This is a genomic window from Xanthomonas nasturtii (assembly GCF_023337365.3).
GTDB lineage: Bacteria > Pseudomonadota > Gammaproteobacteria > Xanthomonadales > Xanthomonadaceae > Xanthomonas > Xanthomonas nasturtii.
This window is the reverse complement of the sequence record NZ_CP142084.2, coordinates 1,198,303-1,220,316: the sequence shown is the minus strand read 5'-3', so window position 1 is coordinate 1,220,316 and position 22,014 is coordinate 1,198,303. Positions and strand designations below refer to the sequence as shown.

Annotated in this window: 24 protein-coding genes, 4 tRNA genes and 1 other RNA gene; 9 read left to right on the top strand and 20 right to left on the bottom strand. The window is 63.4% G+C overall.

Annotated features, from left to right (window positions below):
• Positions 1-48: 48 nt before the first annotated feature.
• Positions 49-375 (bottom strand): helix-turn-helix domain-containing protein, encoded by a 327-nt coding sequence (locus M3O59_RS05365; RefSeq protein WP_116907012.1) that lies wholly within the window; start codon positions 373-375, stop codon positions 49-51.
• A gap of 104 nt (positions 376-479) precedes the next feature.
• Here M3O59_RS05365 and M3O59_RS05360 point away from each other — a divergent pair, with 104 nt between their 5' ends.
• The 4 genes from M3O59_RS05360 (at position 480) to M3O59_RS05345 (ending at position 3,468) form a co-directional block, all read left to right on the top strand.
• A complete protein-coding gene (locus M3O59_RS05360; protein ID WP_116907013.1) occupies positions 480-1,232 on the top strand; it encodes a hypothetical protein in 753 nt (250 codons plus the stop codon).
• A 42-nt stretch (positions 1,233-1,274) separates the two neighbouring features.
• Positions 1,275-1,589: a hypothetical protein gene (locus tag M3O59_RS05355; protein ID WP_116907014.1), complete on the top strand. Its 315-nt coding sequence runs from the start codon at positions 1,275-1,277 to the stop codon at positions 1,587-1,589.
• Between the two features lie 200 nt (positions 1,590-1,789).
• Positions 1,790-3,148 carry an IS5 family transposase gene (locus M3O59_RS05350; RefSeq protein WP_330462279.1) on the top strand — a complete coding sequence of 453 codons (1,359 nt, stop codon included), beginning with the start codon at positions 1,790-1,792 and terminating at the stop codon, positions 3,146-3,148.
• Complete coding sequence (locus M3O59_RS05345) at positions 3,145-3,468, top strand: hypothetical protein (RefSeq protein WP_116906229.1); 324 nt, start codon at positions 3,145-3,147, stop codon at positions 3,466-3,468. The genes M3O59_RS05350 and M3O59_RS05345 overlap by 4 nt, the downstream gene beginning before the upstream one ends.
• Before the next feature lie 83 nt (positions 3,469-3,551).
• Here the strand turns inward: M3O59_RS05345 and M3O59_RS05340 are convergent, their stop codons facing one another.
• A complete protein-coding gene (locus M3O59_RS05340) occupies positions 3,552-3,872 on the bottom strand; it encodes a CcdB family protein (protein WP_116906228.1) in 321 nt (106 codons plus the stop codon).
• Entirely contained in the window at positions 3,872-4,123 is a 252-nt protein-coding gene (locus tag M3O59_RS05335) for a type II toxin-antitoxin system CcdA family antitoxin (RefSeq protein WP_040151037.1), read from the bottom strand. Before M3O59_RS05335 ends, M3O59_RS05340 begins: the two co-directional genes overlap by 1 nt.
• Positions 4,124-4,780: 657 nt before the next feature.
• Between M3O59_RS05335 and ffs the strand changes: the two genes are divergently transcribed.
• Positions 4,781-4,877: signal recognition particle sRNA small type (gene ffs, locus M3O59_RS05330), an RNA gene on the top strand.
• Positions 4,878-5,153: 276 nt separating this feature from the next.
• Here ffs and M3O59_RS05325 read toward each other — a convergent pair.
• The 6 genes from M3O59_RS05325 to M3O59_RS05300 all read right to left on the bottom strand — a co-directional run bounded on the left by M3O59_RS05325 (position 5,154) and on the right by M3O59_RS05300 (position 9,049).
• Positions 5,154-5,600 (bottom strand): molybdenum cofactor biosynthesis protein MoaE, encoded by a 447-nt coding sequence (locus M3O59_RS05325; RefSeq protein WP_064634265.1) that lies wholly within the window; start codon positions 5,598-5,600, stop codon positions 5,154-5,156.
• Positions 5,597-5,842 carry a MoaD/ThiS family protein gene (locus tag M3O59_RS05320; RefSeq protein ID WP_064634264.1) on the bottom strand — a complete coding sequence of 82 codons (246 nt, stop codon included), beginning with the start codon at positions 5,840-5,842 and terminating at the stop codon, positions 5,597-5,599. Before M3O59_RS05320 ends, M3O59_RS05325 begins: the two co-directional genes overlap by 4 nt.
• Entirely contained in the window at positions 5,839-6,336 is a 498-nt protein-coding gene (moaC, locus tag M3O59_RS05315; protein ID WP_116906226.1) for a cyclic pyranopterin monophosphate synthase MoaC, read from the bottom strand. The genes M3O59_RS05320 and moaC overlap by 4 nt, the downstream gene beginning before the upstream one ends.
• Before the next feature lie 180 nt (positions 6,337-6,516).
• Positions 6,517-7,548 (bottom strand): GTP 3',8-cyclase MoaA, encoded by a 1,032-nt coding sequence (gene moaA / locus M3O59_RS05310; RefSeq protein WP_116906225.1) that lies wholly within the window; start codon positions 7,546-7,548, stop codon positions 6,517-6,519.
• The gene (locus M3O59_RS05305; protein ID WP_116906224.1) at positions 7,548-8,300 is read right to left on the bottom strand and encodes an MBL fold metallo-hydrolase; all 753 of its coding nucleotides are present in this window, start codon (positions 8,298-8,300) and stop codon (positions 7,548-7,550) included. The genes moaA and M3O59_RS05305 overlap by 1 nt, the downstream gene beginning before the upstream one ends.
• The gene (locus tag M3O59_RS05300) at positions 8,300-9,049 is read right to left on the bottom strand and encodes a 3-deoxy-D-manno-octulosonic acid kinase (protein WP_116906223.1); all 750 of its coding nucleotides are present in this window, start codon (positions 9,047-9,049) and stop codon (positions 8,300-8,302) included. The genes M3O59_RS05305 and M3O59_RS05300 overlap by 1 nt, the downstream gene beginning before the upstream one ends.
• 20 nt (positions 9,050-9,069) lie before the next feature.
• Here M3O59_RS05300 and M3O59_RS05295 point away from each other — a divergent pair, with 20 nt between their 5' ends.
• Positions 9,070-10,119, top strand: coding sequence for a glycosyltransferase family 9 protein (locus tag M3O59_RS05295; RefSeq protein WP_116906222.1), 1,050 nt, complete (start codon positions 9,070-9,072; stop codon positions 10,117-10,119).
• 94 nt (positions 10,120-10,213) lie between these two features.
• On the opposite strand, the gene M3O59_RS05290 is transcribed toward M3O59_RS05295, so the two are convergent.
• Entirely contained in the window at positions 10,214-10,618 is a 405-nt protein-coding gene (locus M3O59_RS05290; protein WP_064634258.1) for a DUF6165 family protein, read from the bottom strand.
• Positions 10,619-10,859: 241 nt separating this feature from the next.
• Positions 10,860-10,950 (bottom strand) — tRNA-Ser (locus M3O59_RS05285).
• A 197-nt stretch (positions 10,951-11,147) separates the two neighbouring features.
• On the opposite strand from M3O59_RS05285, the gene M3O59_RS05280 reads away from it, so the two are divergent.
• Complete coding sequence (locus tag M3O59_RS05280; protein WP_064634257.1) at positions 11,148-11,852, top strand: PP2C family protein-serine/threonine phosphatase; 705 nt, start codon at positions 11,148-11,150, stop codon at positions 11,850-11,852.
• Positions 11,853-11,895: 43 nt separating this feature from the next.
• Here the strand turns inward: M3O59_RS05280 and dnaQ are convergent, their stop codons facing one another.
• From dnaQ to M3O59_RS05265, 3 genes are read right to left on the bottom strand one after another with little or no spacing between them, the layout of a single operon-like run.
• Complete coding sequence (gene dnaQ, locus M3O59_RS05275) at positions 11,896-12,630, bottom strand: DNA polymerase III subunit epsilon (RefSeq protein WP_064634256.1); 735 nt, start codon at positions 12,628-12,630, stop codon at positions 11,896-11,898.
• Between the two features lie 8 nt (positions 12,631-12,638).
• Positions 12,639-13,091 carry a ribonuclease HI gene (gene rnhA, locus M3O59_RS05270; RefSeq protein ID WP_064634255.1) on the bottom strand — a complete coding sequence of 151 codons (453 nt, stop codon included), beginning with the start codon at positions 13,089-13,091 and terminating at the stop codon, positions 12,639-12,641.
• Between the two features lie 43 nt (positions 13,092-13,134).
• Positions 13,135-13,791, bottom strand: a complete 657-nt coding sequence (locus tag M3O59_RS05265; protein WP_064634254.1) for a hypothetical protein — start codon at positions 13,789-13,791, stop codon at positions 13,135-13,137.
• A 12-nt stretch (positions 13,792-13,803) separates the two neighbouring features.
• Between M3O59_RS05265 and gloB the strand changes: the two genes are divergently transcribed.
• Together gloB and M3O59_RS05255 are read left to right on the top strand one after the other, a co-directional pair.
• Positions 13,804-14,571, top strand: a complete 768-nt coding sequence (gloB, locus tag M3O59_RS05260; protein WP_064634253.1) for a hydroxyacylglutathione hydrolase — start codon at positions 13,804-13,806, stop codon at positions 14,569-14,571.
• Positions 14,568-15,749, top strand: a complete 1,182-nt coding sequence (locus M3O59_RS05255) for a lytic transglycosylase domain-containing protein (RefSeq protein ID WP_116906221.1) — start codon at positions 14,568-14,570, stop codon at positions 15,747-15,749. Before gloB ends, M3O59_RS05255 begins: the two co-directional genes overlap by 4 nt.
• Before the next feature lie 706 nt (positions 15,750-16,455).
• Here M3O59_RS05255 and M3O59_RS05250 read toward each other — a convergent pair.
• From M3O59_RS05250 to lon, 6 genes are all read right to left on the bottom strand, one after another.
• Positions 16,456-18,426: a peptidyl-prolyl cis-trans isomerase gene (locus tag M3O59_RS05250; protein ID WP_116906220.1), complete on the bottom strand. Its 1,971-nt coding sequence runs from the start codon at positions 18,424-18,426 to the stop codon at positions 16,456-16,458.
• Positions 18,427-18,691: 265 nt separating this feature from the next.
• Positions 18,692-18,768 (bottom strand) — tRNA-Asp (locus M3O59_RS05245).
• Between the two features lie 93 nt (positions 18,769-18,861).
• Positions 18,862-18,938 (bottom strand) — tRNA-Asp (locus tag M3O59_RS05240).
• 28 nt (positions 18,939-18,966) lie between these two features.
• A tRNA-Val gene (locus M3O59_RS05235) sits at positions 18,967-19,041 on the bottom strand.
• Between the two features lie 11 nt (positions 19,042-19,052).
• Positions 19,053-19,325, bottom strand: coding sequence for an HU family DNA-binding protein (locus M3O59_RS05230; protein WP_002806049.1), 273 nt, complete (start codon positions 19,323-19,325; stop codon positions 19,053-19,055).
• Positions 19,326-19,538: 213 nt separating this feature from the next.
• Complete coding sequence (gene lon, locus M3O59_RS05225; RefSeq protein WP_064634250.1) at positions 19,539-22,010, bottom strand: endopeptidase La; 2,472 nt, start codon at positions 22,008-22,010, stop codon at positions 19,539-19,541.
• Between the last annotated feature and the right edge of the window lie 4 nt (positions 22,011-22,014).

Genomic DNA, 22,014 nt, shown 5'->3' with positions numbered 1-22,014 from the left:
CCTCGTTGCCATTTGCAGCTCTCCTTCTAGAAAGGGAACCAACGACAGTCACCGCTTGAGCTTTTTCAGCAACCAAAGCGCCGCATCAGCGCGCTCCTCCGGCGAAAGCTCTTCCAACGCCAGAATAACGTCGGCCACGTGGTCGTCTCTCGCGACTAAGTAGGCCATGGGCACGCCCAGCACGTCCGCCAGCCGCGCCAACCCGTCCAAGTCGATCCCGCTGACCTCTGTTTCATACCGGTTGACCCGACTGCTCGCCAGCTTCTTATCGAGCCCCATCAGAACCCCCAGCGCTCGCTGGCTGGCGATGCCGCGCAACTCCCGAGCCTGTTTCAGGCGGGCAGCAAAGAGAGCTCGGGGAGAAGCCTTCGGCACGTGAACGGATGTTGAAAAGTTGGCCGGACAGCATGACTTGCTCCTCCACTGCATGGCAGACTCTTCATGAAATGTAGCACCCTCCAACAACACACGGGGATTTCATGAAGACCGCAAGGATTGCAGGCGCCGCCCTGCTCGCATTGACCATGGCCGGCGTTGCCCAGGCCCAGGACACCCAGCCTCCAAAGCCCAGCTTCTTCCGTCAGCTCGGAAAAAGCCTGGCCGACTCTGGCAAGCAGATGGTCGGCATCCAGCCGAACTCGGGCAGCAAAACCAGCGCGCAAGGCACTGGCGCCATCTACGTGCCTCTCAGCGGCGCCGGGAAGCTGCCCGGGCTCTTCAAAGGCGACAACCACCAGCAAGCCCAGCTCGGGAAGTTGGACTGGCCCCGAGTCGCGTTGATCTTCACCGAGTGGGGCGCTTCGCTGCCCTGCTGGACGGCGGAGGCCCGCATCTGGACCAGCCCCACGGCCTCGACCACGGAGACCTTCCGGACCTGCTTCGATGCCCCGCTGACCGAGACCGATGACTTGGGCGAGACCGCGGAGCTCAACACCTCCGCTCTGTGGAAAGGCAGGGATTCCCTCAACGGCATCCGCGTGCCGCCCAGTAAGCCCAACACAGGCACTCAGCGCTCCACCGGTCCCAACCCTCCGGCCCAGCCCTTCGTCGTCAACGTGAGCCGCCCTGGCGTCGCTGACCGTGCTGTGGATGTGTCGCTGCGCGTGGCATGGGTCAGCGGCTTCATCCAGACCGCGGATCTGCACCCGGGTCCTTCCGGAATGCTGACCCCATTCAAAGATTCCAGGCTTTGGATTGCTGGCTTCCAGGCTGACGGGAATCGCGACAAGTAAGCCGCCTCCGTCCCTGCTCCCATTACTCAATAAAGGAACGACATGAAAAACGCATGGATTGGTCTGGTCGCGTTGACCACAGCCTTTGGCCTCACCGCCTGCGGCGGCAAGCCCTCGTCTGACAACGCCAAGGAAGCCTTTGTCCAACTGCTGAAGGACAGCGGAGCCGGTCAGGTCAGCGACGTCCAGGGCTTTGAACTCACCGGCTGCGTGGAAGCGGAAGGCGCCGAGGGCTACCGCTGCGACACCCGCGGCAAAGTGTCTATCGACATCGGAGGCCGCCAAGTGCCCATCCCCGTGAGCAAGAACCTGCGCTACGCCAAGAGCGACGGCACCTGGAGGGCCTACGCCAAATGAAGACCCAACCCAATTCGATGGTGGGAACGACAGCCGGCGCTGTGGGCGGCTTCCGCGAAGACGGCGCCATGCGCGCTGTACCTAGTCGCCCCTGAAAAACCCCCAAACCACATCCATTGCAGGGCGTCCCCCGCATTTTCGGCGTGCTGGAACTGCCAGTTTTCGTTACTGTACGCGCTGGTTTCTGGCAGTTTTCGCCCATGCGTACACGCCGTCCTGCCGCCGAGCAGTTGCCTGCCGATGAGTTGTTTCGTTCGCGTCTGGAAAACCAGATCGACCTGCGCCATCCACTGGTTCAGCTGAGCCATCGGCTGCCGTGGAGTGCGTTGGAGCAGGCGCTATTGCCGCGATTGCCGGCCACAACTGCCAGCGGCGGACGGCCCGGCCTGCCGATGCGTCTGATCGCCGGGCTGCTCTACCTCAAGCACGCCTACGACCTGTCCGACGAGGCCGTATGCGAGCGCTGGCTGGAAAATCCGTACTGGCAGTTCTTCACCGGCGAGGTGGTATTCCAGACCTGCTTGCCGTGCGATCCCAGTTCCCTGACACGTTGGCGACAGCGTCTGGGCGAAGCGGGCATGGAAGAGCTATTGGCGCACACGATCAACACCGCGCATGCGATGAAGGCGGTGGATGCACGCGAGTTGTCGCGGGTGATCGTGGACACCACCGTGCAGGAAAAGGCGATCGCCCATCCCACCGACAGCCGGCTGCTGGAGGTGGCGCGCAAGAAGCTGGTGCTGCTGGCCAAGCGCCACGGCATCGCACTACGACAGACCTATGCGCGGCAAGGCCCGGTCTTGAGCCGCAAGGCCGGGCGCTATGCGCATGCGCGCCAGTTCAAGCGCATGCACAAGGTGCTGCGACGCCAACGCACGCTCCTGGGACGCGTATTACGCGATCTGCAACGCAAGCTGGACCCCTTGGTGCGTGAGCGCATCAGTGTCTGGCTGGAACGCGCACAACGGGTGTTGACACAACGCCCCAAGGACAAGCAAAAGCTCTACGCCCTGCATGCGCCGGAAGTGGAATGCATGAGCAAGGGCAAGGCACGGACACCTTACGAATTTGGCGTCAAGGTCGGCATTGCGGTGAGTGCGCGCAAAGGCTTGATCGTGGGCGCGCGCAGTTTTCCCGGCAATCCTTACGACGGCGATACGTTGGCCGAGCAGCTGGAGCAGACGCGTGGGTTGCTGCAGGATGTGAATGTAACCCCGCAGGTAGCGATCGTGGACCTGGGGTATCGCGGACGTGAGGTAGATGGCGTGCAGATCCTGCATCGCGGCAAGGCCAAGACGCTGACACGACGGCAATGGAGCTGGATCAAACGCCGGCAAGCGGTGGAGCCGGTGATTGGACATCTGAAACAGGACTGCCGCTTGAATCGCTGTTATCTAAAGGGTGCCCAAGGCGATGCACTGCACGTGCTCGGCTGCGCCGCCGGCTACAACCTGCGCTGGCTGATGCGCTGGATCGCCTTTTTGCGTGCCTGGTTGCAGGCGATGGCAGGGGCATCCTTGAGCCTGGCGCACCGGTCGCCGCTGACCTTTGGTGCTTGAAGGGGGTTTTTCAGGGGCGACTACCTAAAAAGGTGACCACTCCGCACAATCGATTCTTCTGGTGGTTCTCGCTCAGCCTGCTCTTCCTAGGCCCATTCGGCTTTATCGTTGGGCCGCTCATGGCTCGGCGAGGTTTGCGAAAAGCAGAGCGCCTCTACGCTTTCGAGGCTCACATGGCCCGCCAGCGCGATCGTGGCTTCAGCTGGTGGCAGTGGTGGGTCATGACCCCGCTGACCGCGATGGGGGCTTTCTGGGTCAGCTCGATGCTCAGCGGAGTCCCCATGGTGCTGCTCGTGCTCTGGGTGCAACTAACTAGCTAAAAGTGATCCTTGAGAGGCTCAATGAAGAGACTTGAGAATCCAAACAAAAAGCCCAGTTAAACTGGGCTTTTTTACAGCACATTCTAGTCAAAAGCCGTAGTAAAAAGGTAGTCTAAGCAATCCACTATTTCGCGAGTCGCTGCTTTGGCATTACCCAAAAGTGAACCAAGCTTCCCCGTATCGATCGCGGCAATCTCCAACGGCTGCAATACGAGTTGAATCCCGCCGATAGCAATAACTGGATTTAACTTTGAATCCTTGATGATCCCGAATTTTGCCTTCTCCACAAGGGGAACTACTACTCTCCTTGGGCTAGCGTTGAAGTCTGACGACTGGACAATCATCATGTAAGGATAAGTATTTTTTGCCTTACCGCCATATTCGTGAACATCGAACTGGGCCATTATAAGGATGACACCTCTTCCGCGAAAGAAGGATTGCTCTTCAGAAATTCTCCCCAAGCTTCAGCAGCCAGATGACGGGAGTTCTTCTGAGAATACTCCTCGCTTTTTTTGACCGCGACGAAGTCTGCCAATAGAGATTCCACCTCTGCTGAAAGATTTTCAGTAAAGTGTTTCGCTTCGGCCACCAAATCTGTATTCAGAGAAAGGTTGACGTCTCTTTTGGGCGCCATGAGGTTGTAGAAGCTCTTCATTGCCTTCTCCAGTCGAGATTACGTATCCATGATATGCGCGAAGATGAGTGTTGACAAGAGGCACACTTAAACGCTAGGCATCGCTGCAGCATGGTCCATTCGCTTCACGAATGGTTCCCGCAGCACCATGCCTACACTATGAATTGACTCGATCAGCTCCTCGAATCGAACTCGACCGCATACGTGAACGCATCTGGAAGCTTAGGTGCAATCGAGTGCCAGACTTGAAGACTCTTGGGGAGAAGCGCTCGCGAGTCGAAACGCGTTTTGCCAGGCACCTGAAAGCCGTTCCACTGCCGATTCAAGCGTATTTGCCGTAGGATTATGCACGCTCGTGTCGGCCCAAGGATATTTGCCGCAACTTCAGGGGGCAGCCCTTAGCTACCGGAGGCGCGTTGTGCGTCCTCCTGGACCTGCAAGGGCCATCGCTCGTGAGGCACCCATACTTTAACGTTGGGCTAGCGGCACAGAAGCCAGCCCGCTACAATGGCAGACCACAAGGCAGGACACCTTCCTGGTTTGCGTGGCTGTAGGAGAGTCAGGAAGTTAGAGCGGGATCAGTACCTCCCCCTCTCTCCGCCAGTTTCATGATTTGCGCACAGGCACCAACGCCGCAAATCGCAGGGCCATGCCAATGGCCCACGTCTTATGGTGGCCCCGTCGGTCCCTCGCGACGCTAGATCGAAAATCCCGCCAGGGCCGGAAGGCAGCAACGGTATCGATTGACGCGGGCGCCGAGGTCAACCGGCGGGGACACCACCCTCACTTTTCGACAGACGCCCCTCGAACCAGGCGGAACGCTGACTTGCGTGCAACTGATCGAGCAAGAAGCAGCACTCTTCCTGCGCCACGCTGTGCACCTATGCGCAAAGCCGATCAGTTATTCGTTCGTGCCCGCCGTGACACCGGCGCGCGCATTCCCGAAGCGTTAGCTTCTCCCACGGCGCGATACGGACGAGGCGGGCAACCGGCAGGGAGACCCGCCAACGCACGGGCACCCTCGCGCCGCCCGATTCGCAAGCACGCATGCCTACGGTTGCGTTTCTGGATGCAGCCAGCCTGCATCGCCTTCCAGGTAGTACTCGTGCTTCCAGATCGGCACGCGCGCCTTGACCTCGTCGATGATGTAGCGGCACGCGTCGAATGCGGCGCCACGATGCGCCGCACTGACGCCGACCCATACCGCCATGTCGCCGATGCGCAACTCGCCCACGCGATGCACGCACTGCGCGTGCACGATGGCGAACCGTTGCATTGCTTCGTCGAGAACACGCTGCCCTTCGGCCTGCGCGAGCGCGGCGTAGGCTTCGTAGCGCAAGCCGGCCACGCCGCGGCCTTCGTTGTGATTGCGCACCCAGCCTTCGAAGCTGGCGAACGCGCCGGCATGCGGGTGCTCCATGCCGGCACGCAGATGATCGACCGGCAATGCCGCGTCGGACAGCGCAAAGATCCCTGCAACCTGCTCGCTCACGCTCAACCTCCCGACACCGGCGGAATGAACACCACTTCGCTGCCATCGCGCACCGCATCCTCCCAGCGCGCGAAGGCGCCATCCACGGCCACGCGCAACTGCGCAGGCGTCCAGCGCAGTCCATGCCGCGCATCGAGCTGCGCATAAAGCCCGCGCAAATCCGCCGCACCGGTCTGCACGCGCTCGTCGGCGATGCCTGCAGCCTCGCGCAGGCTGGCGAAATACAACACCGTCACCGTGGCCGTCATTGCGCCGCTCCGATATCGCGTTTGCCGCCGCGCTTGGACACCAGCTTGGTCGGGCCGATGCTCATGCTGTGCGACAACGCCTTGCACATGTCGTAGACCGTCAACGCCGCCACGCTGGCACCGGTGAGCGCTTCCATTTCCACGCCGGTGCGATGCACGCAGCGCACCGTGCAACGGATGTCCAACACCTGCTCGCCGGCCCAGTCGATCTCGAAGCGGCATGCATCGATCGGCAACGGATGGCAGAACGGAATCAATTCGTGCGTGCGCTTGACCGCCATGGTGCCGGCGATCACTGCGGTCTCCACGATGCCGCCCTTGGCGCTACGCAGGCCGTTGGCGCGCAGATGTGCAGCTACCGCTGCAGGAAAGCGCACACGGCTTTCTGCGGTGGCGCTACGGGCGGTGACCGCCTTGTCCGAGACATCCACCATGGCGGGAAGCCCGGCGTCATCCAGGTGGGTCAGACGGGCGGAACGGGAGTTTGCAGGCATGGGAAGCGATACGAAGGCAGGCGATCAGGATGCGGCATTCTCGGTGAACAGGGTGCCTTGATGGAACAGCAACTGCCATCCATCAGCTCCTGCGCAACAGCCAGCTGCGCAAGGCCCGCACGACCTTACGACGGCCATCCATCGACGGCGTGCGCAGCTGCGCCAGCACTGGGTCCGCGCTCATCCGCCGATCAAAAACATCTCGACCGGCTTGCCGCGCCGTGGCGCCGAGGCACGCACTTCGCTGTAGCGGTCGCCACGCACGCTCCAGCGCTGACGCAGATGCGTCGCCAGCGCAGGCTCGCCGTTGGCCAGGGCCGGCTTGAGGTCGTGGCCCTGACTGGCAAACAGGCAGGTATACAGATGCCCGTCGGCCGAAACGCGCGCGCGCTGGCAATCGCCGCAGAACGGCACGCTGACCGAGCTGACGAAGCCCACTTCGCCAGCGCCATCCGCAAACGCATGGCGCTGCGCCACTTCACCGGTGTAATTGGCGTCCAGCGCCACCAGCGGCCAGCGCGCGTGGATGCGTTCGTGCAGTTGCGCAGACGTCACCACCGCATCCGGCGTCCAGCCGTTGCAGCTGCCCACGTCCATGAATTCGATGAAGCGCAGCACGTGCCCGGTGCCGCGGAAGTGCTCCACCAGCGGCAGCACCTGATCTTCGTTGACGCCCCGCTGCACCACGCAATTGATCTTCAGACGCTGGAAACCGGCCTGCTCGGCGGCGGCAATGCCGGCCAGCACCTGCGCAATCTCGCCGCGATCGCCACTCATGCGCCGAAACAACGCCGGATCCAGCGCATCCATGCTGACGGTGATGCGTCGCAGCCCGGCCTGCCGCAGCGCAACGGCCTGGCGCGCAAGCAACGTGCCGTTGGTGGTCAGCGCCAGATCCTCGATGCCTTCGATCGCAGTCAGCCGCGCAACCAGGCTTGGCAGGTCGCGGCGCAGCAGCGGCTCGCCACCGGTCAGGCGCACCTTGGTGACCCCGACCGAGACGAAGGCACGCACCAGGGTTTCCAGCTGATCGAAACTCAGCCGTTGCTGCGCGTCGAATCCGTAATCGTCGGGCACGCGATCGGCCGGCATGCAGTAACCGCAGCGGAAGTTGCAGGCTTCGATCACCGACAGGCGCAGATCGCGCAACGGGCGGCGGTAGCGGTCCTGCATCGGCGCTGCGGCAAGATCCGGCAGCAACAAGGCGCCCATCAGCAGCGCACCGTGGCGGCGGTCGGGTCCGCCAAAGTGAGGTATTGACCGGGCACGACAACGCGGTGACCACGTGCACGCAGCACATCGCCGTCGGCGTCGCTGGCGTAGTGGTACAGCAGCATGCGGCTCAACAGGTCCTGCGGGTATTCCCGCTCCAAATCATCCACTCCAGTATGCGACGGGTTGCCGTGAACGCCGCAGTCATGCGCGATGAGCTCGTTGTCGTCTGCATAACGCTTCAGCATCTCTGGGATGGGCCGGGTATCGCCGGTCCAGACCAGCGCGCCCTTCAGACGCAAGCCGTAGGCCGTCTCGGGCCAGTGGTGGCGGACCGGGAACACTTCCAGCCGCACGCCGGCGTGCCAGAACGCGTCGCCAACCGGCACCAGCTGGAACGCATCCCAGAAGTTCGCCCCGCCCTCGGCCAGTACGTTCGGGTAATCGGCGATGCGCCGCTGCAGCAGCGGCACCACCGGCGCCGGCACATACAGGCGCGTGCGCCCGCGGCGTTCGGAGAAATAGCTGTCGACGAACATCCGCTCCAGCCCGCCGACATGGTCCAGATGCACGTGGGTGATGAAGATCGCCTGCGGCAGCTGGCCGTAATGGGCCTGGTAGGCGGTCAGCCCCTCGCTGCCACAATCGATGGTCAGCCATGGCGCGCCAGCGTACTCAAGCGTGGCCATCGGCGAACCCAGCGCCACCGCCGACGCATTGCCGACCCCCTGCACCCGCAAGGCCCAGTCCATCAGTAGCCCCGGCCCCAGGCCAGTTCATAGGCGCGATGCAGGCGCTCGTAGTCCTTGTCGACGTCCTCGCGACTGCGCTTGCCACGCAGCTTCAGCAGCGAACGATGCAGGCGCTTGAGATTACGTTCGCGCCAGCGCGTGGCCGGAATGCGCAGCACGCCGCGGTCGAAATCGATCAGCCAGCCATGCCCGCCGGCGTCGAACAGAATGTTGTGCGCGTTGAGATCGGCATGATCCAGGCCGGCGCGATGGAAGCGCGCAATCAGCTGGCCGGTCGCCTCCCACGGTGCACCGCGGCCGGCCACCTGCGCGTGATCGGCCAGCGAGCGCACATGTTCCAGCCGCTCCATCAATAGCGCAGCGCGATAACCCAAGCCTTCGCGCAGATAGCAGGCAGCCAACGGGCGCGGCACCGGCAACTTGCGTTTGATCAGCTCCCGCATCAACCGGAACTCGGCAAAACTGCGTGTGCGCCCTGCCCCTTTCCACAGATAACGATCGCGGCTCACGTGTGCGGCCATGCCGCCACGCAGATACTGCCGCAGCACGCTGTGGCCGAACGGCGCGTCCACGAACCACGCGCCGCCACGCCCGCCTTCGCCCACCGGCCGCGCCCTGTCGCCCCACGATTGCGGCGAAAACAGGCTGGCATCGGCTTGCCGCAGCCGTTCGCGGTCGAACAGAATGGCACCATAGCCGCGACCTTCGCGGTACGGCGCCATCGCTTCGGTGGCATCGAAAGAAACCATCTATCGAGTCTAACAACACCATGGCTGTAACGCCCGCATCGCTGTGTTTGCTGCGCTTGTCCGCCCTGGGCGATGTCACCCATGTGGTGCCGCTGGTGCGCACCTTGCAGGCAGGGTTTGCGGCAAGCCAGCTGCATTGGATCATCGACAAGGCCGGGCTGAAATTGCTCGATGGCCTGCCCGGCGTGCACTTCCATGCCTACGACAAACGCAGCGGCGTGGCCGGCATGCGCGCGCTGCGCCGGTCGCTGGCACCGCTGGGCCGTTTCGATGCCTTGCTGCAGATGCAGGTGGCCTTTCGCGCCAACGTGCTGTCGGCCTTCGTGCCGGCGCGGCGCCGCATCGGCTACGACCGCAGCCGCTCCAAGGACCTGCATGGCTTGTTCGTCAACGAGCGCATCGCCGACCGCCCCGGCATCCATGTGCTCGACGCCATCGGCAGCTTTGCCGAGCCGCTTGGCCTGCGCCAGACCCAGGTCCGTTGGGATCTCCCGGTACCTGCCGAGGCGCACGCCTGGGCGCGTGCGCAATGGGACGACGATGGCCGCCCGGTGCTGATGATTTCCCCGTGTTCCAGCCACGCGCGCCGCAACTGGTATCCCGATCGCCACGCCGCACTGGCCGATCATGCCGCCGCACAAGGCTGGCGGGTCGTGCTATGCGGCGGGCGCAGCGAACTGGAACGCAGCACCGCCGATGCCATCGTCGCGGCCGCGCGCGCCCCGCTGCTGGACCTGGTCGGCAAGGACACGCTCAAGCAACTGCCCGCCCTGCTCGCACGTGCGGATCTGGTGGCCACGCCGGATTCCGGGCCGATGCACATCGCCAACGCGATGGGCATCAAAGTGCTCGGCCTGCACGCGGCCAGCAACCCGCTACGCAGCGGCCCGTATTCGGACGTGCGCTATTGCGTGGATCGCTACGACGCGGCCGCGCGCAAGTTCCTGCACAAGCCGGCCGACCAGCTGAGCTGGGGTACCAAGATTGAATTCGACGAGGTGATGTCGCTGATCACCGTGGACGATGCAATCGCCGCCTTCGAGCGTTATCGCACCGACCATCCGCGCTGACGATCGCAGCTCAACCAGACCCGCCTACGCCCCTGATCGCGCTGGCTGCATCACCAGCGCAATCCATACCGGCACAATCTATGAGCCAATGCGCTCAGACGCCTTTGGCGCGATAGTCCTGATACGACTTTTCTTCCACATAGGAAGACCCCAGCGCCAGGTTGATCTCTTTCTTGATGCGCGCGCGCTCATCGTTTTCGATGTACACGCTGCGCGCCAGCTGTACGAAGGTGTCGTCGAAGCTCTGCGCCTGTTCCTTGAGGCGGATGTCGTCCTCGATGACCCACAGCCGCTCGTTGACAGCTTTGAGCTCGGCGCGCAGGCGCACGATGTCGTGGCCGGCGGCCGGATGCGCCATCCAGCTGGTTTCCAGCGCAGACAGCTCGTTGCGCACATTGGTCAACTTGGCCGCATCGCTCATGCGCTCGGACTTGATCTGCAGGATCGCGATCTTGTCGAGCAGCTCACCAAAGGACACGGGCACCAGGATCTCGGACATGACAGGCCTCCAACGGGGGTCGAGCGGATTGTAGTCATCGCATCCACAGGCGGCTGCGACACATAAACAAAAGCCCCCTTGCGGGGGCTGATGCGAATCTGGCGACAGAGCGGGGATTCACTCGGCACCACGTGCCTTCGCCGTGCAAACAGCTGCGCTGTCTGTCGAACCCGGGGCTTTTCACCCCCCCAATGACGCCGGCGAAACGCACGCGGCACTGGCACAACTGCTCGCCTCAATCTGGCGGAGAGGGGGGGATTCGAACCCCCGAGGCGCTATAAACGCCTGCCTGATTTCGAGTCAGGTACATTCAACCGCTCTGCCACCTCTCCAGATGGTCCCCAGTGTCCTGGGGCCGTGCATCATACGGGCACACGCGCCAGGCCACAAGCGGCCTGGGCCAGCGCCGGCAGGGTCGGCCATCGCTCAGGCGTGAACCGGTGCTGCGACGCCCGTGTGCGGTCTGTTGCCGCTGACCGGTCGGGCCGCGATGATGGTGGCGCATCTTCATCCTTGGCGACCCGGCCCCATGCTCGAATTCGGACACCTTACCCATGTCGGCCTGCGCCGTGACCTCAACGAGGACACCTATTACGGCGATAGCGAACTGGGACTGTGGCTGGTCGCCGATGGCATGGGCGGGCATGCCTGCGGCGAAGTGGCCAGCGCGCTGGCACGCGAGACCATCGTGCGTGAAATCCGCGCGGGCACTCCGCTGGTCCAGGCAGTGCGCATCGCCGACGAGGAGATCATCAAGACATCGCGCCGTTGCAACGACACCTTGCCGATGGGCACCACCGTGGTGGCCGCACGCGTGCTGGGCCAGCGCTTCGAAGTGGCCTGGGTCGGCGACAGCCGTGCCTATCTCTGGCGCGATGGCCGGCTGGCGCAGTTGAGCCAGGACCACAGCTACGTGCAGGAACTCATCGCCCAGGGCACGCTCACCAGCGAGCAGGCACGCGCACACCCGCACCGCAACGTGGTGACCCAGGCACTGGGCGTGACCGACCCGGCGCATCTGAATGTTGCCACCATGCAGGGCGAACTAAAATCCGGCATGCAGCTACTGCTGTGCAGCGACGGCCTGACCGAAGAAGTGGACGATGCCGCCATCGCGGCCACCTTGTCGCAGGCCGATTGCAGCGCGCAGGAATGCGTGGAATGTCTGGTTGCCGCAGCCCTGGATGGCGGCGGTTCGGACAACATCACCGCGATCCTGGTGCGCAGTTACTGACGCGGCGGCCCCAACGGCGGCAATCCACCTTGTGCCAGACGCCTCAGCCGGCAACAGCGATTTCTTCGGCCGGCGCATCCCACAACGCACGCCCGGCTTTCTTGCGCAGCTGCGCCAGACGCGCTTCGTGCGCCTGCGATTCGGAGGCGGTCACCGCGACGCGCGGACGCGGCAACAACAGCGCCGGGTCGAACGCGATCATGCCGCCGGCGGTGTCGGTGTGCTGGCCGGTGTCGGCGCTGGCAAAACCAATCTCCTCCTGACCCGAGGTCAGCGCGATGTACACATCGGCCAGGATCTGCGCATCGAGCAAGGCGCCATGCAACTGGCGATGCGAGTTGTCCACGCCCAGACGCTTGCACAAGGCGTCCAAGGAATTGCGCTGCCCCGGATAGCGCTCGCGCGCCATCATCAAGGTGTCGACCACCGTGGCGCGCTCGACGATGCGCCCGTAGTTGTCGCCCAGCAGCGCCAGCTCGTTGTCCAGAAAACCCAGATCGAAGGCAGCGTTATGGATGATCAGCTCCGCGCCATCGATGTAGGCGAGGAACTCCTCCACCACATCGCCGAATAGCGGTTTATCGGCCAGAAATTCCAGGGTCAGCCCGGTCACCTCCTGCGCGCCAGGCTCGAAGTCGCAATCGGGCTTCAGGTAACGATGGAAGTTATTGCCGCTCGGGCGCCGCTCGAGCAGCTCCACCGCACCGATTTCAACGACGCGGTTGCCCTTGCGCCATTCCAGGCCGGTGGTTTCGGTATCGAGAATGATCTGACGCATGTGTCCTCTTACGATGTTGCGCGACCATCGCGCTGGGCGGTGGCCTGATTGCGGGCGAGCACGTCGACGCGCTCGTTGTCCGGGTCGCCATTGTGGCCTTTCACCCAGCGCCAATCGATGCTGTGGCGTTGCGTGGCCGCATGCAGCCGCTCCCACAATTCGCGATTCTTGACCGGGTCGCCGCCCGCGGTTTTCCAGTGACGCCGCACCCAGCCCGGCATCCACTCGGTGATGCCCTGCCGCACGTACTGCGAGTCGGTATGCAGCACGATCTGGCACGGCTCGGTCAGCGTTTCCAGCGCCATGATCGCCGCCATCAGTTCCATGCGGTTGTTGGTGGACACCGCCTCACCGCCGGCCAGCTCCTTCTCGCGCCCGTTGTAACGCAACAGGGCCGCCCAACCGCCCGGCCCGGGATTGCCGAGGCAGGAGCCGTCGGTATGCACTTCGATTGATTTCATCAGCTTCCAGAGTTGTTACTTCAACAGGTCAGACTTAGCCAGGTCAGAGCGTGGCCACCGGTTGCGGCCAGCGCGTCGGCAGCATGATCGGCGTCGGGCCGATCGCGGCAGCGGCGCGTTTTTCCACTTCCAGCAGATACACCGCGCGCCAGGGTGCGCGGCCAGGATCGATAGAACTGCTATCGGTGCGCCAGATCGGCCCCAGGTAGCGCTCCGCCTGCACGCTTTGCAGGCCAGCGCGTTGTGCCAGCAGACGCCAACGATCCGGCCGCAGCGCCACCGGCCCACGGCGCGCCCAACGGAAACGGTAGGGACTCATCGGATTGAGCGTGAACAGCCACAGCCGGCCACCGGGCATCAACAGCCGCTCGCATTCGGCCAGAAAATCCGCTGCCCCGCCAACCACAGCATGCTGAACCACAATCGCCTGCAGGCTTTCGGTCGGCAACGGAAACGGCATTGCACAGCGCGCATCGCCGGTGAAGCGCCCGGCACTGCGATGCAGGCGCAAACCGCGCCCTTGCAGGGATTCGCGCGCAGGCAGCTCGCGCGTCGGTGTCAGCCACAGCCAGGGCTGCGACGGACGGCTCTGCAGCGCTTCCAGCGCCAGGCGGCGTTCCAATTGGAGCAGGCCTCGCCCGGCTCCAGTATCAAACCAGGATGAGACACCAGCTTGACGGGAGAATGGCGTGGCGGGCATGGTCCCAATTCTATGCGACTGATCGCCCTGCCCGCATTCGACGATAACTACATCTGGGCGCTGGTCGCTGCGGACGGCCGCGCCGTCATCGTCGACCCCGGCCAGGCAGAGCCGGTCTTGGCTGCCGCAGAGCGCGATGACCTGGTTCCCAGCGCCGTCCTGCTGACCCATCATCATGGCGACCACATCGGGGGCGTGGCGGCGCTGCAGGAGCGTTGGCCGGGCCTGGCACTGTTCGGCCCGGCCGACGAACGCATTCCTGCCGGCGCCCATCAGGTCGGTCAGGGAGAGCGCTTGAGCCTGCTCGATGTCGATTTCCAGGTGCTTGAAGTGCCTGGTCACACCCGCAGTCACATCGCCTTCGTGACCGACGGCCATCTGTTCAGCGGTGATACCCTGTTCAGCCTAGGCTGTGGGCGGATGTTCGAAGGTACCGCACCTCAGATGTTCGACTCGTTGCAGCGCCTGGCCTCCCTGCCCGGCGAAACGCTTGTGTGTTGCGGCCACGAATACACCTTGGCCAATGCGGCTTTTGCGCTGCACGTCGATCCCACCAACGCTGCCTTGCAGCGCCGTCAACAGGAAGCCCAGGCCATGCGTCATGCAGCCCGTCCTACCCTGCCGATTTCGCTCAAGAGTGAACTGGCCACCAATCCGTTCTTACGCACCAACCGCCCCGAGATCCGCGCCGCAGTGGCACCGCGCGCAGCCGGCGCACTTTCCTCTGAAGTTGATGTTTTCGCCGAACTTCGGCGCTGGAAAGACGAATTTCGCGCATGAGGCGCCTGGTTTTGGCAGCGCTGGCCGCCTGTGCGGCCATCGCACCGGCAGCCGCGTCGTCCAACGATGCCAGCCGTCTTGCAGCCGCAACCAGCACCGCCACGCCGAGCAGCGCACCGGGTGTGCGCAATGGGCGCGAGATCTTTTCCTCGTTCCTGGAAGGCCGTGCTGACCCCGGCTGCGATAGCGAGCATAGCGACACTCGCTGGGAACAACATTTCTCACGCGCCCCGGCACGCCTGGCCGACGATGCACAGGATGTATTGCCGCTGTTCGGTTACGTGGTGGACGAACTGCGCGAAGCCGATATGCCGACCGAGTTCGCGCTGATTCCCTTCGTCGAAAGCGGCTACCGGCCCGGCGCACGCAATGGCAGCGGCCCCGCCGGCCTGTGGCAGTTCATTGCCACCACTGCGCGCAACCACCACGTGCCGGTCGGCGCGCAATACGACGGCCGCCTGTCGGCAGTGGATTCCACCTCTGCGGCCGTGCGCTATCTCAAAACGCTCTACGGCATGTTCGGCGGTGACTGGCGCCTGGCGCTGATGGCCTACAACGCCGGTGAGTACCGCGTGCTGCAGGCAATGCGCAGTGCCGGGATGAACGCACAGAACGCGCGCCCGTCCGAACTGCCGGGAATGTCCAAAGTCACCTACGAATACGTGGAAAAATTGCACGCACTCGCCTGCGTGCTCGATCACGCGCAGCAACAGGGCAACTTGCTGACCTCGCTGGATCGTCAAGTTCCGGTACTCACCGAACATGCGCTGCCGGCTGGCACCAGCCTCAACACCTGGGCCGGGCAGCGCGCGATCGAGCCGCAGCTGCTCGCCCGCCTGAATCCCGCCCTGGCCGGCGCACGCGCCGCGCCGGGCGGCGTGCATGTGCTGGCTCCGATCGCGCCGGCGCAACCTGGTTCGACCAGCGTCGCGGTCGCATCCGCTGATCTGGGAAATGCCGCCGACAGCGACGATGCTAAGCCGACCGTTGTTGCCAGGGCATCCAGCAAAGCATCGGCCTCACCCACACGCACCCACACCGTGCGCAATGGGGAATCGGCCTGGGCAATCGCACGCCGCTACGGGGTCACCGTGACGACGCTGCTCGCCAACAACGGCCTGGACAAACGTGCCGTTCTGAAGCCGGGCATGGTGCTGTCGTTCGACGACACGCCTTGAGTTGTAGGTCTTGTTTGCAGCGCGCTTGAGCGTTCTGCGGTGCGGTGCAGGCAACCGACCAGCATCGCAATTGCCTAGACACCGAGCTTCACTCACCGAACTAGCCTTCTTGCAGGAATGCCGCTGCGGTCCCGAGAGGTAGCGGAGTGGTGGCAGGGCGCAGCTAGCCCGGTGAGCAGCTACGGCGCGACGCGCCAAAGAGCTGAAATGCGCGCCGCATTTGCCACTCGCGATCCGGCAAGGATCACACACCCTGCAGAAGCATTCCGCAGCGCAAGCCATGATGACAACGACGCGCGCTGCTGAGTCAGCCACATGCATCGCTATCTGGCTGCCTTGCTTTTTGCGATCACAAGCACGGCACCCACGTGCACTTTCCCGAGTAACACCTGCGCGCGTCGTCATAGCGCAGAGCGTTAGCGGCTGGCGATCTGCAGCGCACAAGCACACAAGAGCAACCCGGCAGAGATGACGACGGCAGCGGGCAGCGGGCAGCGGGCAGCCATAAAGCGTAACGCCCGCCTTCAACCAACCGAATCGCACAGACACCACTGCACCGCAGGAACATGCCGATCACTCGGACCACACTGTGACGCGTTGCGCACCTGATCGATACCACTGCGTCAGCTGACTTGCTTCTCCACCACAAAGCCCAAAGAAAAAGCCCGGTGACCCGGGCTTTTCTCTTACCGATCGAGACCCAGCCTTACAGCTGAGCTTCTTCGATCTGGATCTTGTAGCGCTTGCGCATTTCCTTGACGTACGCCTGCGCAGCGTTGTTTCCATCGATCTGGCTCAGCTGCTCGCGCAGCATCGTCTGCTGCTCGGCCGGCATCTGCTTCAGATCGCCCGGCGTGGCCTTGCTGATGATGAAGACAGCGAAGCGTCCACCATCCAATTCCACCTTTCCAACCGACGGCTTGCCTTCGGTCGGGCGCGGAGCGCTGAAGATCGCACGGTTCGCAGCCGGGGTCGGAATCGGTGCCGTCCGCGGCAGTCCCGGGATCGGCTGCACCTGCAGTTTTTCGCTGGCAGCAAGCGCCTGAAGTGTCTCACCCTTCTGTACACGCGCCAGTAACGCGTCCGCAGCAGCGGCAGCGGCCTTTTCGTTGCGGTCCGCACGAATCGCCGCAGTCACCTTGTCGCGCACCTTGTCCACCGGCAATGCCTGTTCGGCGGTGTGGTTGGTCACGCGCAACACCACGCTATGGTTTGGCGCGATGGTGATCGGGTCGCTCACCGTGCCGTCCTGCACCAGCGTTTCGGAAAACGCCGAGCGCAGCACGGCCGGATTGGCGGCAACGCCGCTCGCATTGCTGCGCGAGAACGGCCCCAGCGTCTGTACCGGCAGGCCAACCTGCTTGGCAGCCGGCTCCAGTGCGGTGGGATTCTTGTAGACCTGGTCCACCAGCTTGCCGCTGACGTCGGCAAATGCCTTGTCGGCGTCGGCCTTGAGCTGCTCGGCGGCCAGCTGATCGCGTACCTGCTCGAACGACTTGCCCTGGCCACCCTTGACCTCACGCAGCTGGATCACGTGGTAGCCGAATTCGCTCTTGATCGGGCCAACCACATCGCCAGCCTTCATCGAGAACAGCGCGTCCTCGAATGGCTTGACCATCGTGCCCTTCTCGACCCAACCCAGGTCGCCACCGGCATCCTTGGAGCCGGGATCCTGCGAATTGGCCTTCGCCAGCGCGGCGAAGTCGGCGCCCGGCTGCTTTGCCTCGGCAGCCAGCTTGGCGGCCTTCGCCTCGGCAGCCTTCTGCGCTGCCGCATCGGTACCGGCGCTGATCAGGATGTGCGAGGCAAGCCGCTGGTCCGGTTCGACGAAGCGTGCCTTCTCTTCTTCATAGCGCTTGCGCAACGTGGCCTCGTCGGCGGCAGTCGCTGGCGGCATGGTGGCGGCATTGAGCTCGACGTATTCGATGGTGACGGTTTCCGGCTGCCGGAAGTCCTGCGTATGCCCGTCGTACCACTGCTTGATCTGCGCATCGCTCACCGGCGCAGTATCCGCCGCCGGTGGCGGCAGCATCGCCAATTCCACGTCGCGCGTCTCGCCCATCAGCTTGAGCAGACGCACGAATTCGGCCTTGGTGGCGAAACCCGACTCGGCCACGGCCTGCGGGATCACCGACTGCTGCAGACTATCGCGCACCAACGCATCGAACTGCGCTGGCGTACGTGGCGGCGTGCCCTGCGCAAGCGCGGCGCGGTACTGGTCCGGGCTGAACTTGCCATCGACCTGGAACGCCTGAATATTGGTGATGTAGTCGCGCACGGTCGCATCGCCAATCACGATCCCGGCATCTTCTGCGCCCAGGCGCACCACTTGTTCGTCGACCAACTGGTCGAGCACCTGCAGCTTGTTTTCGCGCGATTCAAACGTGCGCGGGTCGAAATTCTCGCCCTGACGCTGACGCTCCTGCATCCGCGACTGTTCAAAACGCGCGCGGAAATCCTGCGTGCTGATTTCGTGGTGCTGCCACAGCAAGGAGACCGGCCACCACGATGGCGCGGACTTCCACCAATTCGGCGGCGCCTGCACCTTGGCCACATTATTGGCGCCAATGCCGCCAAGGTAGCTGTTGTCGATGACGAACAGGAACGGAATCATCAGCAACCCGAGAATGGCGGTGGCGATCCAGCCTGACGTCTTGTCGCGAAGTTTCTGCAGCATTGGCAAATCACGGCCTGTGGGCGAGCCGGGCAGTGTAACGCGCTTGACGCCAAGCACCCAGCCCAATGCCCGTTACTGCGGTGTCGTGATGCAGCAATGGCATAAAACCTGACTCACCAACGCGCGCCGGGCATCTTATCGCCACAAAACTGCACCGAAAACGCAGCGCCGGGCGAGCCGCGCCAAGCCGATGCGCGCGTTGACCCGCACGCGTCCCAAGGCCAAAAAAAAGCCCCCGGCACAAGGCCGAGGGCTTGGGTATAACTGGCGGAGCGGACGGGACTCGAACCCGCGACCTCCGGCGTGACAGGCCAGCATTCTAACCAGCTGAACTACCGCTCCGCTTTAAACTTGGACATCTTTCTCCGCGCCATCCGCAATACGAATGCTGTGGAGAAAACGAAGCCCCCAATTGCTCAGGGGCTTCGGTGTAACTGGCGGAGCGGACGGGACTCGAACCCGCGACCTCCGGCGTGACAGGCCAGCATTCTAACCAGCTGAACTACCGCTCCGCGCTTGAAACGTTTGCCTGGTGCTTAATGGTGGGTGCTGAGGGTTTCGAACCCCCGACCCTCTCCGTGTAAGGGAGACGCTCTACCGCTGAGCTAAGCACCCTAGCGAGTCGGTTAGTTTACTGCATCCTTCAGGGCTTTGCCAGCCTTGAATGCAGGATTCTTCGAAGCCGCGATCTTGATGCTGTCGCCGGTCTTCGGATTGCGGCCGGTGCGCTCAGCGCGCTCGCGGACCTGGAAGGTACCGAAGCCGACGAGGGTGACGGCGTCGCCCTTCTTCAGTGCCTTGGTGATTTCGCTCACAACCGCGTCAACAGCACGGCCAGCTTCAGCCTTGGAGATGTCAGCGGCAGCGGCAACGCCATCGATCAATTCGGTTTTATTCATTCTTGAAACTCCCTTTGCGGCAGATGCCGCGGAATCGACAATCGGCGCTCTTGCCGTTAGCGAAGAACCCGACACAAGTGGTATCGCGTGACGCATCACATTTGCCGCGCCCACGAATCGTGCATTTATACCAGCGCCCCCAACAGCACGCAAGCCAAAACCCAATAACGACGCGGGTTTTGGCTTGTTTTGCCGGGGCTTAGACAGCCCCCGTTAGTGCTTGACGCGGGTGCCCGGTGTGCTACGCGACTTACCGCGCACGGCAACGCGCGAGGCCGTCTTGCGTGCCTTCTCCTTGCCGGCCTTCTTCGGGGTCAACGGACGCTCCAGTGCCAGATCAAGCACCTCGTCGATCCACTTCACCGGCACGATCTTCAGATCGCGGGTGACGTTGGCCGGGATGTCGGCAAGATCCTTGCGGTTCTCGTCGGGAATCAACACGGTGCGGATGCCACCGCGCAGGGCCGCCAGCAACTTCTCCTTCAAGCCACCGATCGCCGAGACACGCCCACGCAAGGTGATCTCGCCGGTCATTGCCACGTCGGCGCGGATCGGCACCTTGGTCAACACCGACACCAGCGAGGTGACCATCGCGATGCCTGCGCTTGGGCCGTCCTTGGGAGTGGCACCATCGGGCACATGCACGTGCACGTCTTGCTTCTGCAGGAAATCCACATCGATGCCCAGCCGCTCGGCACGCGAACGCACCACTGACAACGCAGCCGATGCCGACTCCTTCATGACGTTGCCCAACTGACCGGTGAGGATCAGGTTGCCCTTGCCCGGCACCAGCGTGGATTCGACCTGCAGCAACTCGCCACCCACCTCGGTCCATGCCAGACCGGTGACCAGGCCGATCTCGTTCTCTTCCTCGGCACGGCCGAAGTCGAAGCGACGCACGCCCAGATACTTGTCGAGATTCTTTGCGTTGACAGTGACCAATGCCTTCGGCTTGCCCTTCTTGGCAACCGCCGTCTTGGCCGCCGGCTGCGGACCTGCGAGCGCGATTTCCTTGACCACCTTGCGGCAGATCTTGGCGACTTCGCGTTCCAGATTACGCACACCCGATTCGCGCGTGTAATAGCGCACGATGTCCTGGATCGCGTCGCCGCCGATCTCGATCTCTTCCGGCTTCAAACCGTTGGCCTTGATCTGCTTGGGCACCAGGTACCGCATGGCGATGTTGAGCTTCTCATCCTCGGTGTAACCCGGAATGCGGATGACTTCCATGCGGTCCAGCAGCGGGCCGGGAATATTGAGCGAGTTGGAGGTGGCGACGAACATCACTTCCGACAGGTCCAGATCGACCTCCAGGTAGTGGTCGTTGAAGGAGTTGTTCTGCTCCGGATCGAGCACCTCCAGCAACGCCGACGACGGGTCGCCACGGAAGTCCATCGACATTTTGTCGATCTCGTCCAGCAGGAACAGCGGGTTCTTGCTGCCGACCTTGTTGAGGTTTTGCACCAGACGGCCCGGCATCGAGCCCACGTAGGTCCGACGATGGCCGCGGATCTCGGCCTCGTCGCGGATGCCGCCCAGGCTCATGCGCACGAACTTGCGATTGGTCGCCTTGGCGATCGACTGCCCGAGCGAGGTCTTGCCCACACCCGGCGGCCCGACCAGGCACAGGATCGGCCCCTTCATCTGCTTCACGCGCGACTGCACTGCCAGGTATTCAAGGATGCGCTCCTTGACCTTGTCCAGACCGTAGTGGTCGGCGTCCAGCGTGTCTTCGGCAACCTTGAGGTCCTTGCGTACCTTCGTGCGCTTTTTCCACGGCACGCCCAGCAGCCAGTCCAGATAGTTGCGCACCACCGCCGCTTCCGCGGACATCGGCGACATCTGCTTGAGTTTATTGAGTTCGGCCTTGGCCTTGGTCTCGACCGGCTTGGGCATGCCCGCCTCGGCGATCTTGCGCGCAAGTTCTTCCAGTTCGCCGGGCGCATCGTCCAGGTCGCCCAGCTCCTTCTGGATGGCCTTCATCTGTTCGTTGAGGTAGTACTCGCGCTGGCTCTTTTCCATCTGCGACTTCACCCGGCCGCGGATGCGCTTTTCCAGCTGCTGCACGTCGATTTCGCCGTCCACCAGACCGACCAGCAATTCCAGGCGCTCACCGATTTCGGTGATCTCCAGCAGGCGCTGCTTGTCGGCCAGGCGCACGCCGATGTGCGCGGCGATGGTGTCGGCCAGGCGACCCGGCTCGTCGATACCGGCCAGGGTCTGCAGCAGTTCCGGCGGCAGCTTGCGATTGGTCTTGACGTACTGTTCGAACAGCGACATCAGCGAACGCGCGATCGCTTCCACTTCGCGCGGTTCGCGCGCATCGCTGGCCTCCACTTCGGTGCCCTGGCCCTGCAGCGCGCCATCCTGCTCGACTACCTTGTCGACAGTGACGCGCGACAGGCCCTCAACCAGCACCTTGATGGTGCCATCGGGCAGCTTGAGCAGCTGGAGCACCTGCGCCAGGGTGCCGACGGTATACAGATCGCCGGCCGCCGGGTCGTCGGTTTCGGCCGACTTCTGCGCCACCAGCAGGATGCGCTTGTCCGCCTCCATGGCTTTTTCCAGCGCGCGCATCGACTTGTCACGCCCGACGAACAGCGGGATCACCATGTGCGGAAACACCACCACGTCGCGCAGCGGCAACACTGGCAGATCGAGAACTTCTGGTTGGGACTGGGCCATGGGG